Here is a 12,781-nt window from a genome sequence, read left to right as displayed (position 1 = left end):
AGCAGCTAGCGAAATCTGACGTAGGAAAGAGAGCAGACCGACAGCCATGGCTGAGGCTCAGAACATTCCGGTGGGGTCCACCACCGCCGGGCAGATCGCGGTGGCCGCCGAGTCGACCGTCGCCACGCGCATGAGCGCGCCCCCGTCCTACGACGTGCAGGACTTTCCGGTCCCGCACGGCCGTGAGGAGGAGTGGCGGTTCACCCCGCTGGAGCGCCTGCGCGGGCTGCACGACGGCACCGCCGTCGCGACCGGTGACGGCGTGAAGGTCGACGTGCAGGTCCCCGAGGGCGTCACCGTCGAGACCGTCGGCCGTGACGACGCCCGGATCGGCAAGGCCGGCACCCCGGTGGACCGCATCGCTGCCCAGGCGTACTCGGCGTTCGAGAAGGCCGGCGTGGTCACCGTCCCCAAGGAGACGGTCCTGACCGAGCCCATCCGCATCGCCGTGCACGGCGAGGGCGGGGTCGCCTACGGCCACCAGGTCGTCGAGCTCGGCGCCTTCGCCGAGGCCGTCGTCGTCATCGACCACACCGGTGACGCGGTGCTCGCCGCCAACGTCGACTACATCCTGGGCGACGGCGCCAAGCTGACCGTCGTCTCCGTCCAGGACTGGGACGACAAGGCCGTGCACGTGGCCCAGCACAACGCCCTCATCGGCCGCGACGCGAGCTTGAAGTCGGTCGTGGTGACCTTCGGCGGCGACCTCGTACGCCTCCACCCGCGCGTCACCTACGCCGGCCCCGGCGGCGAGGCCGAGCTGCTCGGTCTGTACTTCACGGACGCCGGCCAGCACCAGGAGCACCGCCTCCTGGTCGACCACAACGTCCCGCACTGCAAGTCCAACGTCGTCTACAAGGGCGCGCTGCAGGGCGACAACGCCCACGCGGTGTGGATCGGCGACGTCCTCATCGAGGCCAAGGCCGAGGGCACGGACACGTACGAGATGAACCGGAACCTGGTTCTGACCGACGGCGCCCGGGTCGACTCGGTGCCGAACCTGGAGATCGAGACCGGCGAGATCGTCGGCGCGGGTCACGCGAGCGCGACCGGCCGCTTCGACGACGAGCAGCTCTTCTACCTGATGGCCCGCGGTATCCCGGAGCACGAGGCCCGCCGTCTCGTCGTCCGCGGCTTCTTCGCCGAGCTGGTCCAGCAGATCGGTGTCGCGGACATCGAGGAGCGCCTGATCGCGAAGATCGATGAGGAGCTGGAGGCGTCGGTCGCATGACCACCTTCGTACGCGCGTGTGCGCTGAGTGAGCTGGAGGAGGACACCCCGAAGCGGGTGGAACTCGACGGCACGCCGGTGTCCATCGTGCACACCGAGGGCGAGGTCTTCGCGATCCACGACATCTGCTCGCACGCGAACGTCTCGCTCTCCGAGGGCGAGGTGGAGGACTGCCAGATCGAATGCTGGCTGCACGGCTCCAGCTTCGACCTCCGCACCGGCAAGCCGTCCGGCCTCCCCGCGACGCGCCCCGTCCCCGTATACCCCGTAAAGATCGAAGGGGACGACGTTCTCGTCTCCCTCACCCAGGAGTCCTGAGGCACCCATGGCAACGCTTGAAATCCGAGACCTGCACGTCACCGTCGAGGCCGACAACGCCACGAAGGAGATCCTCAAGGGCGTCGACCTCACCGTGAAGCAGGGCGAGACGCACGCCATCATGGGCCCCAACGGCTCGGGCAAGTCGACCCTCGCCTACTCGCTCGCGGGTCACCCGAAGTACACGATCACCGGCGGCTCCGTCACCCTCGACGGCGAGGACGTCCTGGAGATGTCCGTCGACGAGCGCGCCCGCGCGGGCCTGTTCCTGGCGATGCAGTACCCGGTCGAGGTCCCCGGCGTCTCGGTCTCCAACTTCCTCCGTACGTCCGCCACGGCCATCCGCGGCGAGGCCCCCAAGCTGCGCACCTGGGTGAAGGAGGTCAAGGAGGCCATGGAGCGCCTCAACATGGACCCCTCCTTCGCCGAGCGCAACGTCAACGAGGGCTTCTCCGGCGGTGAGAAGAAGCGCCACGAGATCCTCCAGCTTGAGCTGCTCAAGCCGAAGGTCGCGATCCTCGACGAGACGGACTCCGGCCTGGACGTCGACGCGCTGCGCATCGTGTCGGAGGGCGTGAACCGCGTCCGCGAGACGGGCGAGGTCGGCACCCTGCTGATCACGCACTACACGCGCATCCTGCGCTACATCAAGCCCGACCACGTCCACGTCTTCTCCGGCGGCCGCATCGTCGAGTCCGGCGGCCCCGAGCTCGCCGACAAGCTGGAGAACGAGGGCTACGAGGCATACACGAAGGGTGGCGCATCCGCGTGACACAGCTGCCGGGCCTCCTCGACACCGAGGCGCTCCGCAAGGACTTCCCGATCCTGGACCGCGTCGTCCACGACGGCAAGAAGCTCGTGTACCTGGACAACGCGGCGACCTCGCAGACGCCGCGCCAGGTGCTCGACGTGCTCTCCGAGTACTACGAGCAGCACAACGCCAACGTCCACCGTGGCGTGCACGTCCTCGCCGAGGAGGCCACGGCGCTGTACGAGGGCGCGCGCGACAAGGTCGCGGAGTTCATCAACGCGCCCAGCCGCGACGAGGTGATCTTCACCAAGAACGCCTCCGAGTCGCTCAACCTCGTGGCGAACATGCTCGGCTGGGCCGACGAGCCCTACCGGGTGGACTCCGACACCGAGATCGTCATCACGGAGATGGAGCACCACTCCAACATCGTTCCGTGGCAGCTGCTCGCGCAGCGCACGGGCGCGAAGCTGAAGTGGTTCGGCCTCACCGACGACGGCCGTCTCGACCTGTCCAACATCGACGAGGTCATCACGGAGAAGACGAAGATCGTCTCCTTCGTGCTGGTGTCCAACATCCTGGGCACGCTCAACCCCGTCGAGGCGATAGTGCGCCGCGCGCAGGAGGTCGGTGCGCTGGTCTGCATCGACGCCTCGCAGGCCGCGCCCCACATGCCGCTGGACGTGCAGTCGCTCCAGGCCGACTTCGTGGCCTTCACCGGCCACAAGATGTGCGGCCCGACCGGCATCGGCGTCCTGTGGGGCCGCCAGGAGCTGCTGGAGGACCTGCCTCCGTTCCTGGGCGGCGGCGAGATGATCGAGACGGTGTCGATGCACTCGTCGACGTACGCTCCCGCCCCGCACAAGTTCGAGGCGGGCACGCCCCCGATCTCCCAGGCGATCGGTCTGGGCGCGGCGATCGACTACCTCAACTCGATCGGCATGGACAAGATCCTCGCGCACGAGCACGCACTCACCGAGTACGCGGTGAAGCGGCTGGCGGAGGTCCCCGACCTGCGGATCATCGGCCCGACCACGGCCGAGGACCGCGGTGCCGCGATCTCCTTCACCCTCGGCGACATCCACCCGCACGACGTGGGCCAGGTCCTCGACGAGCAGGGCATCGCGGTCCGGGTGGGCCACCACTGCGCCCGCCCCGTGTGCCTGCGCTACGGAATTCCTGCGACCACGCGAGCGTCGTTCTATCTGTACTCCACGCCGGCCGAGATCGACGCTCTGGTCGACGGCCTGGAGCACGTACGGAACTTCTTCGGCTGACGGGACGGGACGAGCGACGCATGAAGCTGGATTCGATGTACCAGGAAGTCATCCTGGACCACTACAAGAACCCGCACGGGCGTGGTCTGAGGGATGGCGACGCCGAGGTGCACCACGTGAACCCGACGTGCGGCGACGAGATCACCCTGCGCGTGAAGTACGCCGGCACCAGGATCGAGGACGTCTCGTACGAGGGCCAGGGCTGCTCCATCAGCCAGGCGAGCGCGTCCGTACTGAACGAGCTCCTCGTCGGCAAGGACCTCTCCGACGCGCAGAAGATCCAGGAGACCTTCCTGGAGCTGATGCAGTCCAAGGGGAAGATCGAGCCCGACGACGCCATGGAGGACGTCCTGGAGGACGCGGTCGCGTTCGCCGGAGTCTCCAAGTACCCGGCCCGGGTCAAGTGCGCCCTCCTCAGCTGGATGGCGTGGAAGGACGCGACGGCCCAGGCCCTGGGCGGGGCCGACGCCGAAAGGAAGACGGCATGAGTGACACCGTGGAGATGAAGCCGGCCTCGGAGGAGGAGCTCCGCGAGGCCCTGATGGACGTCGTCGACCCCGAGCTGGGCATCGACGTCGTCAACCTCGGCCTGATCTACGGCATCCACATCGACGACTCCAACGTGGCCACGGTCGACATGACCCTGACCTCGGCGGCCTGCCCGCTCACGGACGTCATCGAGGACCAGGCCAAGTCCGCGACGGACGGCCTCGTCAACGAGCTGCGCATCAACTGGGTGTGGATGCCGCCGTGGGGCCCGGACAAGATCACGGACGACGGCCGCGAGCAGCTTCGGGCGCTGGGGTTCAACGTCTGACGCCGGCAGACCACACGAACAGACGGCGAGGTCCGATGGACGGACCTCGCCGTCTGTCGTCTCAGGCCAGCCCTGCCACCAGCTGGAAGGCGGAGTCCGACAGGTAGAGGGAGCTGTTCTGGAAGGGGTCCAGTTTCAGCTGGAAGTCCTGGTGGCGCAGGAACCGGCCGGGGTAGTTGACCGACTCCAGCATGACCGCCCCCGAGTACGCCGCCGCCCGGGGGCAGAACGTGGCGTCCTGCCGGAACAGGGCGGAGCCGTCATGGCGCTCGGAGCGCAGGACGAAGCTGCGGTGGCGCAGGTACGTGCCGTCGGCCGTGGCGAAGGAATAGCAGGAGGCGTCGGCCAGCCCCTTGACCAGCTTGAAGGTGGAGTCCTTGCGGCTCTCCGAGCCCCCGACGGCGTCCAGCTTCACGTAGCCGCTGCTCACATGCCAGTAGCGGTCGGGGTAGTTGACCGAGCGGACGGATCGCCAGGTGGTCGTGGTGGCCGGGGGCTTCGGTGCCGTGGTCGCTGAACCGGCCCCGTGGGAAGGCGACTCGGACGGCTCCGGCGCGGGCCTCGGTGTGGTGGCGTGCTGTTGGCCGGGTGCCCGGGTCGTCGCCTGTGGGGTTGCCAGGCCGCTCCTGCCCTTCAGGGGAGTCGTCTCCGACGGGGTGGCGAAGGAGATCAGGCCGGGGGTCGTGGTGTCCGAGGCGGAGGACGAAGCGGCGGCTGACGTATGGTCAGCTGCCTTGTTCGATACGGCGATTGCCGTGACGCAGGCGACCACCGTCACCGCCGCCATCCCGCCCGCCAGCCAGAGGCGGCGCGTCCCCGGCGCCCGGGAGGTCTCCGGGGCCCAGCCGTTCTCCCAAGGTTGCTCCTGAGGCGGCCGGGACTTGTTTTCTGGCATGCGCTGTTCCTCCAGCGGCGTCATGCGACGACGGCCGCGGCTGCGAAGGCCCGGTATGTGAACGGTGAAACACTAGTGGACCCTGTGGCCCGGGAGCAGCCCTTTGCGAGAGCCGTATCCACATCGATTTCTCACGGGCCCCCGCGGCTGACACCACATCAAATACGCTGCGCGGCCCGCGGATTCCGAAGCAGGGCATCATGAGCGGCAGCATCGGAGATCACGTACTGGAGGAATCCCCGCATCATGGTGCATCGCGCCCGCCGTACCGTCCGCCGAGCGCTCGCGGCCGCAGCGCTGTGCGGTGCGCTCGCCATGGCCGCCGGCGGATGCACGGCGTCCGGCGGGGACGACGCCGACGCGTCGGGTCGCCCGTCTGCCTCTTCGTCCGCGGGCCCCGGCGGCGGTGGGAAGGTGGTGCTGCCGGAGCCGGGGGTCGGCTTCGACTACCAGATCGGCGGTTCCTACCGGCCGCCCGAGGGTGTACGCGCCGTCTCCCGCGACCGCACCGCGAGACCGGCGCCGGGCGTCTACAACATCTGCTACGTCAACGCCTTCCAGGCCCAGCCCGGCGCCGACGGCTGGTGGCAGGCCCGCCATCCCGACCTGCTGCTCCGGGACGCCGCCGGCGCGCTCGTCGTCGACCGGGACTGGGACGAGGCCCTGCTGGACATCTCGACGGCCGGCAAGCGCGAGCGGCTCGCCCGGATCGTGGGCGAGTGGATCGACGCCTGCGCCGCGGACGGATTCCAGGCGGTCGAGGCGGACAACCTCGACTCCCACGAGCGGTCCGACGGGCTGCTGGCGGCCGAGGACGACCTCGCCTTCGGCAAGCTGCTCGCCGCCCGTGCCCATGCCGCCGGTCTGGCGATCGGGCAGAAGAACGCCGCCGGTCTGGCCCGGCAAGGACGCGGGCTCGGCTTCGACTTCGCGGTCGCCGAGGAGTGCGGACAGTACGACGAGTGCGGCGCCTACGCGGACGCCTACGACGACCGGGTCTTCGTCATCGAGTACCGGTCGGACGGCCTCGCCGCCGCGTGCGCGGAGTGGGGCGACAGGCTGTCGGTGGTGCTGCGGGACCTGGACGTCGTACCGGCGGGGGAAGCGGGGTATCGCCGCCGCACCTGCTGATCTGATCCGGTCCGGCCGGGGTGTCGATGTGTACGGTCGTACGCAACGTTGTGTACGCTCGTACGCATGGGATACCTGATGCTCGCCGCAGCCATCGCGGCCGAGGTGGGCGGTACGACCGCCTTGAAATACAGCGACGGTTTCAGCCGGCTCTGGCCGTCGCTGCTGACCGTCCTCGGGTACGCCGTCTCCTTCGTGCTGCTCGCCCAGACACTGCGGACGGTGTCGGTCGGTACGGCGTACGCGATCTGGTCCGGTGTCGGCACCGCGGCCATCGCCACCATCGGGATCCTGTTCCTGGGGGAGGGGATGACGGTCGCCAAGGCCACCGGGATAGCGCTGATCATCGTCGGTGTGGTGGTGCTGAATCTGGGGGGTGCGCACTGATGCCGCGGCGCTATGACCCCGAGCGGCGTCAGCGGATCATCGATGCGGCGATTCGGGTCGTCGGGGAGAAGGGGATCGGGGGGCTGAGTCATCGCACCGTCGCGGCCGAGGCGGATGTGCCGCTCGGCTCGACGACGTACCACTTCAAGACCCTCGACGATCTGCTGGTCGCCGCTCTGCGCCAGGCCAACGAGGGTTTTGCCAAGGTGATCGCCTCGCGTGGGGGGCTGGAGGATCCGGAGGCCGACCTTGCCGCCGAGCTCGCGGGCTGGATGGGGGAGTGGCTGGCGGGGGAGCGGACGGGTGTCGAGCTGGAGTACGAGCTCTATCTCGCCGCGCTGCGTCGTCCTGCGCTGCGGCCGGTAGCCGCGGAGTGGGTGCGGGATCTCGCCGATCGGTTGTCCCGCCGTACGGATGCGGTGACGGCGCGGGCGTTGGTGGCGTTGATGGACGGGATCTGTCTGCAGGTGCTGCTTGCCGGGGGTACCTATGACGAGGAGTACGCGCGGGAGGTGCTGGCGCGGGTCATTCCGTGACCGCCGGGGGCCTCGTCCTCAAACGCCGGACGGGCTGCTTTCGCCGTACCGCCCGGCACGTGAGACGCACCCCCGTCGGTTCGCCCCCGCGGTGGGGGTCACGTTAGGTTGCCCTTATGACCGACACGACTGCTCCTCGCACCACCGGCGCCGTGGCCGCCGGCCTTGCCACGATTGCTGCTGACGGCACTGTTCTCGACACCTGGTTCCCCGCGCCCGAGCTCGTCGCTGAGCCGGGTCCCGCCGGCAGTGAGCGGCTGTCCGCCGAGCGCGCCGCGGAGCTGCTCGGCGGTGGCGCCACCGCGGCGATCGGGCCGGACGCGCGCCGGGGCGTCGAGGTCGTCGCGGTCCGCACGGTCATCGCCTCGCTCGACGAGAAGCCGATCGACGCGCACGACGTGTACCTGCGCCTGCATCTGCTGTCGCACCGGCTGGTCAAGCCGCACGGCCTGAGCCTGGAGGGCCAGTTCGGCTTCCTCGCCAACGTCGCCTGGACCTCCCTCGGCCCGGTCGCCGTCGATGATGTCGAAAAGGTCCGGCTCAACGCCCGGGCCGAGGGGCTGCACCTTCAGGTGACCTCCATCGACAAGTTCCCGCGCATGACGGACTACGTGGCCCCCAAGGGCGTGCGCATCGCCGACGCCGACCGTGTGCGGCTCGGTGCCCACCTCGCCGCGGGCACCACCGTCATGCACGAGGGCTTCGTGAACTTCAACGCGGGCACCCTCGGTACGTCCATGGTCGAGGGCCGTATCTCGGCGGGTGTCGTGGTCGGTGACGGGTCCGACATCGGTGGCGGTGCCTCCACCATGGGCACGCTGTCCGGCGGCGGCAACGTCATCATCACCATCGGCGAGCGCTGCCTCATCGGCGCCGAGGCGGGCGTCGGCATCGCGCTCGGCGACGAGTGCGTCGTCGAGGCCGGTCTGTACGTCACCGCGGGGACGCGTGTGACCATGCCCGACGGGCAGATCGTCAAGGCCCGCGAGCTGTCCGGCGCCTCCAACATCCTCTTCCGCCGCAACTCGGTCACCGGCACCGTCGAGGCCCGCCCGAACAACGCGGTCTGGGGTGGCCTGAACGACATCCTGCACAGCCACAACTGACGGCGACCGGCCTTCCGGGCCTTCCGGACGCCCCCTTGCGACCCCTCTGCCGCTCTTGACGCCGCCGACCGGCCCTCAAGAACCTTGACCTTCCACGGCAACGGTCGCAAGGGGGCAAGGCGATGCCGATACGGGAGATTCTTCAGGAGAGGCCGTCGACGAGGCAGTACAGGTGGGCGCTCGCCGGTCTGGTCCTGCTGGTTCTGATCTCCGTGATCGCGTACCAGAACCTGCGGAACATCTTCAACGAGGAGAAGGACTTCGTCATCGGCTCGCTCTTCTCGCTGGCCGGGTTCTGCTTCGCCAAGGCGCTGACCCGGGACCGTGGCGAGCAGGCGCTGGAGATTCTGCGGGACGCGGGGGCGTTCGAGCAGATCGCGCTGATTGATCGTAATGTCAAGGCCGCGGCCGAGCGGCTCGCCGGCTACCACGACCTGCAGTGCCGGGACCCGGAGTTCTACCGGAACGTGGCGCTGCTGCGGGTCTGTCTGGACGACCTCGACAAGACCGTCACCAACATCGCCGACCTCCGCACGACCCTCGGGATCGACCCCGGCCAGGTGTATCCCATCGCGCCGGACATCCGGCTCAGCCTGCTGGCGGTGCGGCGGTGCGTGCACGAGGGGCTGGTCAGGAGGGATCAGGCGTACGAGTGGCTGCTGCCGCGCCTGTCCTCCGAGGACCGGGAGACCTGGGACCTGTTCTCGGTGATGACGGCCGACGTCCAGAAGGCCTCGCTGACCCTGGACTCGCTGCTCAGCCAGTACGTCGCGTTCCCGCCCACCGAGTACATCCGCACCGTCCTCGGCTATCTGCGGGCGGCCCAGCGCCGCTGCGAGCTGTTCCGGGAGACGACCGCGACGCCGCGGATCTTCACGGTGCTGGAGGAGGACATCCAGCACGCCATCGCGGACCTGGAGGACGTGGAGGCACGGCTGCGCTCCGACACCCTTCCGGCCCCGGCGCCCCTTCCGGCCCCGGCGTCGTGACCGCAGGCGCGGCGACGCGCTCTCGTACGGGTTACTCGACGTGACCTCGGCGCGGTCCAGGCAGATGAACGGGTGGACGCAGTGTCCGATCACACGCCGAACCGACGAGATGAGGACCGAGGGCCGATGACGGGTCGAGTGAAGACGAGCAAGCGGACGAGGACGGTATGGCGCCTGGTGATCGGTGCGGTGAGCGTGGCGGGGGCCTGCTGGCTGCCGGCCGGGGCCGCCCACGCCGACGAGACCAACACGGCCTCGCACAACGGCCCCCGTATCGCCCTGATCAACGTGGGGCAGGTGGACGACCCGATGGAGGACGTGCTGGAGCACTTCCTGCTCTTCGGCGACGGGTACCGCTGGGGCTGAGCGCACCGCACCGGGCACAGCGCGAGGCCGGGGCCCGTACCGCACACGGAGGCGGTACGGGCCCCGGCCCGTGCAGGATCTTTTTCCTGTGGACCGGCATAGCGGCCGCGTCCTGCACGCGTCACAAGGGGTAGGAGAGGCGGGCACCGGGCCCGTCCGGGGGAATTGAAGGTGACGATGGATGCCGAAGCGCAGGACAGCTTCCGCCAGTTCGTGGAGAACCGGTCGTCCGCGCTGCTGAAGACCGCGGTCCTGCTGGCCGGCGGCGACCGGCACGCCGCGGAGGACCTCCTGCAGAACGCCCTGATCAAAGCGGCCGGCCGCTGGCACCGCATCGACGAACCGGAGGCGTACGTACGCCAGATCCTGTACCGGCAGCAGATCAGCCGCTGGCGGCTGAAGTGGCGGCGACGGGAGCTGACCGTCGCCGAGCCGCCCGAGTCCGGCGCCGCCCCGGACACCGCGCCCGTCGCCGAGCTGCGGCTGCTGATGCGCGGCGCGCTCGCCCGGCTGACCGCACGTCAGCGCACCGTGCTGGTCCTGCGCTACTTCGAGGACCTGCCGGAGGCCGACGTGGCCCGCATCCTCGGCTGCTCCGTGGGCACCGTACGGTCCACCACCCACCGCTCGCTCGCCCGGCTGCGCGTCCTCGCGCCCGAACTGGCCGCCCTCGGCCCGGCTGAGAGCGCTTCGCAGCAGCCGTCCCGTGACTTCTCGCCCGTGGAGGTACGTCCGTGAACGTCGAGGAACTCGTACGTGACTCCCTGCGGGAGCTGGCCGTCGAACAGCCGTCGGCGGGGCCCGGGTTCGCCGACCGGGTGCTCGCGGCCCGCCGGCGCCGCCGGACCCGCAGGCTCGCTTCCGTCGCCGCGGCCACCGCGGCCGTGGTCGCCGTCGCGGTGGCCGTGCCGATGCTGGCCCCGGGCAAGGACGACGTACGTCCCGCGAGCGTCCTGGAGCACGGCGGGACCAGCGCCCACCCCGACCAGTCACCGCCCCGCGACGCGATCGCGGCCGGGAGGTCGGTGCTCGCCGCGTACTACACGGGGGAGCCCGCGAGGCAGACGAAGGACGAGGGGACCTTCGTACGGACGTACTGGCTGCTCGATCCCGGGACGGGTACGTACCGGAAGGACACCCGGTGGTCCCATGTCGCCGTGGCACCAGGCCTCAGGACGGCCGCCGTGCTGGAGCGGAACCTGCCCGCCCACCGGATCGGGCTGCTCGACCTCGCGACGGGGGAGGTCGAGCGGTGGATCCCGGTCCAGCAAGGAGTCGGCGGGCTCGCGTTCTCGAGTGACGGCAGTCGGCTCGTCGCGACGACCTACGCCGAGAATCCGGATGCGCTCGAGAAGCTCGGGAGCGTCGGCGGCGGCGGGGTCGCGTGGGAGACGCCGCACAGCTCGAGCCGGACCGGCTTCCTCCTCCTCGATCTGGTCGGCGGCGGGGCCTCATGGGCGAAGGTCACGCACGGTCGCGAGATCACCGGCCGCGCGGACTTCGCCTTCAGCCGCGACGACCGGCTGGTGTTCGCGCGGACCGTCGGACCGCGGGACGGCCTGGAGCAGTTCTACGACCGCTCGGGCAACAAGGTCGCTCCGCCCGCGGACGAGAAGCACCTGCGGTGGGACGTCGGCGCGCGGCTGTCCCCGAACGGCAGGCTCGCCGCCCTCGGCCTGACGAAGGAGGTCGACGGCACCCCCGGCAAGTCGTACTCCTCGATCGTCGATCCCCGCACGGGCCACGAGATCACCAAGGTCCGCGGCGCCGAACTGCTCGCCTGGGCCGACGACAAGCGGCTCATCGCCTGGGAGCGGACCACGAGCCTGAAGGAGCCGTACCGCGACCGGCTGGTGCTGGTCACGATCGGCAGCGACAAGGTGGTACCGCTCAGCGGCACCCGGGTCATGGACGACGACCTCCAGACCCTGGAGTGGCAGCCCGTCTTCGCCGAGCGCTGATCAGCCGGCGGTCAGCTCCGCGTACGCCGCCAGCAGCCCGTCGACCGCCTCCCGGCCGGCGGGCCGCAGCGGTGCGCGGACCGGGCCCGCGGGCAGGCCGAGCTCGTTGAGCAGGGCCTTGGCGGTGACGGTGCCGGGCAGGCCCGCCGCCATCATCAACTCGATGAGCGGCGTGGCGCGTTGCTGGAGGCGGGCGGCCACGGGGGTGTCGCCCGCCTCGAACGCGTCCAGCACCGAACGGAGATGACCTGGGATCACATTGGCGACCGTGCTGACATACCCGGCGCCGCCCACCGCGTACAGCGCGAGGTTGTGCTCGTCGCAGCCCGCGTAGTACGCCAACTCCGTGCGGGCGAGCACCTTCTGGGCGGCGAGGAAGTCGTAGGAGCAGTCCTTCACCGCGACGATCCGCGGGTGCCCGGCGAGCCGGATCAGCGTCTCCGGCTCGATGCGGGTGCCGGTGCGGCCCGGGATGTCGTACAGCGCGAGCGGCAGTCCGGCCGCGTCGGCGACCTCGCGGAAGTGGGCCTCGACGGCGTCCTGCGGGGGCTTGCTGTAGTACGGCGCGACCACCAGCAGGCCGTCCGCGCCCGCCTTCTCCGCCGCCAGGGCCAGCTCGACGGTGTGCCGGGTGTCGAAGGTGCCGACACCCGCGACGACCGACGCCCGGTCGCCCACCGCCTCCCGGACGGCCCGGATCAGCTCGGACTTCTCGGCGTCGCTCGTGGTCGGCGACTCGCCGGTCGTGCCGGAGAGCACCAGGCCGTCGCAGCCCTCGCGCACCAGCCGGTCGGCGAGCCGCTGAGCGCCGTCGAGGTCGAGCGATCCCGCCTCGGTGAAAGGCGTGATCATGGCGCACAGGGCGCGGCCGAAGGGAGGGGCGGAGGGGGTGGCGGAGGCGGCGGAGGAGGAGGCGGTCGTCGTCATGGGAGTAGTGTCGGCGCGGCGATTGCGTAGCTCCACTTAATTCTTCTACGAGATGTCGATAAGCAATGCTGAGGAGTAGGGGCTGTCGGGGGC

16 protein-coding genes are annotated in these 12,781 nt (G+C 70.0%); 14 read left to right on the top strand and 2 right to left on the bottom strand.

Annotation, left to right across the window (positions count from 1 at the left end; genetic code table 11):
• The first annotated feature begins 46 nt into the window (after positions 1-46).
• Genes sufD through ACIBU0_RS22930 form a run of 6 tightly spaced genes read left to right on the top strand, consistent with a single transcriptional unit; the run spans position 47 to position 4,390 of the window.
• Positions 47-1,231, top strand: a complete 1,185-nt coding sequence (gene sufD / locus ACIBU0_RS22955; RefSeq protein WP_398821188.1) for a Fe-S cluster assembly protein SufD — start codon at positions 47-49, stop codon at positions 1,229-1,231.
• The gene (locus tag ACIBU0_RS22950; protein ID WP_053762338.1) at positions 1,228-1,548 is read left to right on the top strand and encodes a bifunctional 3-phenylpropionate/cinnamic acid dioxygenase ferredoxin subunit; all 321 of its coding nucleotides are present in this window, start codon (positions 1,228-1,230) and stop codon (positions 1,546-1,548) included. Before sufD ends, ACIBU0_RS22950 begins: the two co-directional genes overlap by 4 nt.
• Before the next feature lie 7 nt (positions 1,549-1,555).
• Positions 1,556-2,320 (top strand): Fe-S cluster assembly ATPase SufC, encoded by a 765-nt coding sequence (sufC, locus tag ACIBU0_RS22945; protein ID WP_398821186.1) that lies wholly within the window; start codon positions 1,556-1,558, stop codon positions 2,318-2,320.
• Positions 2,317-3,573: a cysteine desulfurase gene (locus ACIBU0_RS22940; protein ID WP_398821184.1), complete on the top strand. Its 1,257-nt coding sequence runs from the start codon at positions 2,317-2,319 to the stop codon at positions 3,571-3,573. The genes sufC and ACIBU0_RS22940 overlap by 4 nt, the downstream gene beginning before the upstream one ends.
• 20 nt (positions 3,574-3,593) lie before the next feature.
• Positions 3,594-4,061, top strand: coding sequence for a Fe-S cluster assembly sulfur transfer protein SufU (sufU, locus tag ACIBU0_RS22935; protein ID WP_398821182.1), 468 nt, complete (start codon positions 3,594-3,596; stop codon positions 4,059-4,061).
• On the top strand, positions 4,058-4,390 hold the full coding sequence (locus ACIBU0_RS22930) for a metal-sulfur cluster assembly factor (protein ID WP_208031583.1): 333 nt from the start codon (positions 4,058-4,060) through the stop codon (positions 4,388-4,390). Before sufU ends, ACIBU0_RS22930 begins: the two co-directional genes overlap by 4 nt.
• 61 nt (positions 4,391-4,451) lie before the next feature.
• Here ACIBU0_RS22930 and ACIBU0_RS22925 read toward each other — a convergent pair whose 3' ends face one another.
• Positions 4,452-5,285 carry an AbfB domain-containing protein gene (locus ACIBU0_RS22925; protein WP_398821180.1) on the bottom strand — a complete coding sequence of 278 codons (834 nt, stop codon included), beginning with the start codon at positions 5,283-5,285 and terminating at the stop codon, positions 4,452-4,454.
• Between the two features lie 246 nt (positions 5,286-5,531).
• Between ACIBU0_RS22925 and ACIBU0_RS22920 the strand changes: the two genes are divergently transcribed.
• The 8 genes from ACIBU0_RS22920 to ACIBU0_RS22885 all read left to right on the top strand — a co-directional run bounded on the left by ACIBU0_RS22920 (position 5,532) and on the right by ACIBU0_RS22885 (position 11,761).
• Positions 5,532-6,416 carry an endo alpha-1,4 polygalactosaminidase gene (locus ACIBU0_RS22920; RefSeq protein WP_398821178.1) on the top strand — a complete coding sequence of 295 codons (885 nt, stop codon included), beginning with the start codon at positions 5,532-5,534 and terminating at the stop codon, positions 6,414-6,416.
• Between the two features lie 66 nt (positions 6,417-6,482).
• The gene (locus tag ACIBU0_RS22915; protein ID WP_398821176.1) at positions 6,483-6,803 is read left to right on the top strand and encodes a DMT family transporter; all 321 of its coding nucleotides are present in this window, start codon (positions 6,483-6,485) and stop codon (positions 6,801-6,803) included.
• Complete coding sequence (locus tag ACIBU0_RS22910) at positions 6,803-7,339, top strand: TetR/AcrR family transcriptional regulator (protein WP_398821174.1); 537 nt, start codon at positions 6,803-6,805, stop codon at positions 7,337-7,339. The genes ACIBU0_RS22915 and ACIBU0_RS22910 overlap by 1 nt, the downstream gene beginning before the upstream one ends.
• Positions 7,340-7,455: 116 nt before the next feature.
• The gene (gene dapD / locus ACIBU0_RS22905) at positions 7,456-8,445 is read left to right on the top strand and encodes a 2,3,4,5-tetrahydropyridine-2,6-dicarboxylate N-succinyltransferase (protein WP_398821173.1); all 990 of its coding nucleotides are present in this window, start codon (positions 7,456-7,458) and stop codon (positions 8,443-8,445) included.
• Positions 8,446-8,567: 122 nt separating this feature from the next.
• Complete coding sequence (locus ACIBU0_RS22900; RefSeq protein ID WP_398821171.1) at positions 8,568-9,434, top strand: hypothetical protein; 867 nt, start codon at positions 8,568-8,570, stop codon at positions 9,432-9,434.
• Between the two features lie 126 nt (positions 9,435-9,560).
• Positions 9,561-9,800 (top strand): hypothetical protein, encoded by a 240-nt coding sequence (locus ACIBU0_RS22895; protein WP_398821169.1) that lies wholly within the window; start codon positions 9,561-9,563, stop codon positions 9,798-9,800.
• 177 nt (positions 9,801-9,977) lie between these two features.
• The gene (locus ACIBU0_RS22890; RefSeq protein WP_398821167.1) at positions 9,978-10,538 is read left to right on the top strand and encodes a SigE family RNA polymerase sigma factor; all 561 of its coding nucleotides are present in this window, start codon (positions 9,978-9,980) and stop codon (positions 10,536-10,538) included.
• Positions 10,535-11,761, top strand: a complete 1,227-nt coding sequence (locus ACIBU0_RS22885; protein WP_398821165.1) for a WD40 repeat domain-containing protein — start codon at positions 10,535-10,537, stop codon at positions 11,759-11,761. The genes ACIBU0_RS22890 and ACIBU0_RS22885 overlap by 4 nt, the downstream gene beginning before the upstream one ends.
• On the opposite strand, the gene dapA is transcribed toward ACIBU0_RS22885, so the two are convergent.
• The gene (gene dapA / locus ACIBU0_RS22880) at positions 11,762-12,688 is read right to left on the bottom strand and encodes a 4-hydroxy-tetrahydrodipicolinate synthase (protein WP_398821163.1); all 927 of its coding nucleotides are present in this window, start codon (positions 12,686-12,688) and stop codon (positions 11,762-11,764) included.
• Between the last annotated feature and the right edge of the window lie 93 nt (positions 12,689-12,781).

This window comes from Streptomyces sp. NPDC049627, assembly GCF_044465645.1.
Taxonomy (GTDB): domain Bacteria; phylum Actinomycetota; class Actinomycetes; order Streptomycetales; family Streptomycetaceae; genus Streptomyces.
The sequence above is the reverse complement of the archived record's forward strand: the minus strand, read 5'-3'. Positions and strand labels throughout refer to the sequence as shown.

Coding starts and splice junctions, on each gene's coding strand:
- sufD (WP_398821188.1), top strand. CDS start 47: ATGGCTGAGGCTCAGAACATTCCGGTGGGGTCCACCACCGCCGGGCAG.
- ACIBU0_RS22950 (WP_053762338.1), top strand. CDS start 1,228: ATGACCACCTTCGTACGCGCGTGTGCGCTGAGTGAGCTGGAGGAGGAC.
- sufC (WP_398821186.1), top strand. CDS start 1,556: ATGGCAACGCTTGAAATCCGAGACCTGCACGTCACCGTCGAGGCCGAC.
- sufU (WP_398821182.1), top strand. CDS start 3,594: ATGAAGCTGGATTCGATGTACCAGGAAGTCATCCTGGACCACTACAAG.
- ACIBU0_RS22930 (WP_208031583.1), top strand. CDS start 4,058: ATGAGTGACACCGTGGAGATGAAGCCGGCCTCGGAGGAGGAGCTCCGC.
- ACIBU0_RS22925 (WP_398821180.1), bottom strand. CDS start 5,285: ATGCCAGAAAACAAGTCCCGGCCGCCTCAGGAGCAACCTTGGGAGAAC.
- ACIBU0_RS22920 (WP_398821178.1), top strand. CDS start 5,532: ATGGTGCATCGCGCCCGCCGTACCGTCCGCCGAGCGCTCGCGGCCGCA.
- ACIBU0_RS22915 (WP_398821176.1), top strand. CDS start 6,483: ATGGGATACCTGATGCTCGCCGCAGCCATCGCGGCCGAGGTGGGCGGT.
- ACIBU0_RS22910 (WP_398821174.1), top strand. CDS start 6,803: ATGCCGCGGCGCTATGACCCCGAGCGGCGTCAGCGGATCATCGATGCG.
- dapD (WP_398821173.1), top strand. CDS start 7,456: ATGACCGACACGACTGCTCCTCGCACCACCGGCGCCGTGGCCGCCGGC.
- ACIBU0_RS22900 (WP_398821171.1), top strand. CDS start 8,568: ATGCCGATACGGGAGATTCTTCAGGAGAGGCCGTCGACGAGGCAGTAC.
- ACIBU0_RS22895 (WP_398821169.1), top strand. CDS start 9,561: ATGACGGGTCGAGTGAAGACGAGCAAGCGGACGAGGACGGTATGGCGC.
- ACIBU0_RS22890 (WP_398821167.1), top strand. CDS start 9,978: ATGGATGCCGAAGCGCAGGACAGCTTCCGCCAGTTCGTGGAGAACCGG.
- dapA (WP_398821163.1), bottom strand. CDS start 12,688: ATGACGACGACCGCCTCCTCCTCCGCCGCCTCCGCCACCCCCTCCGCC.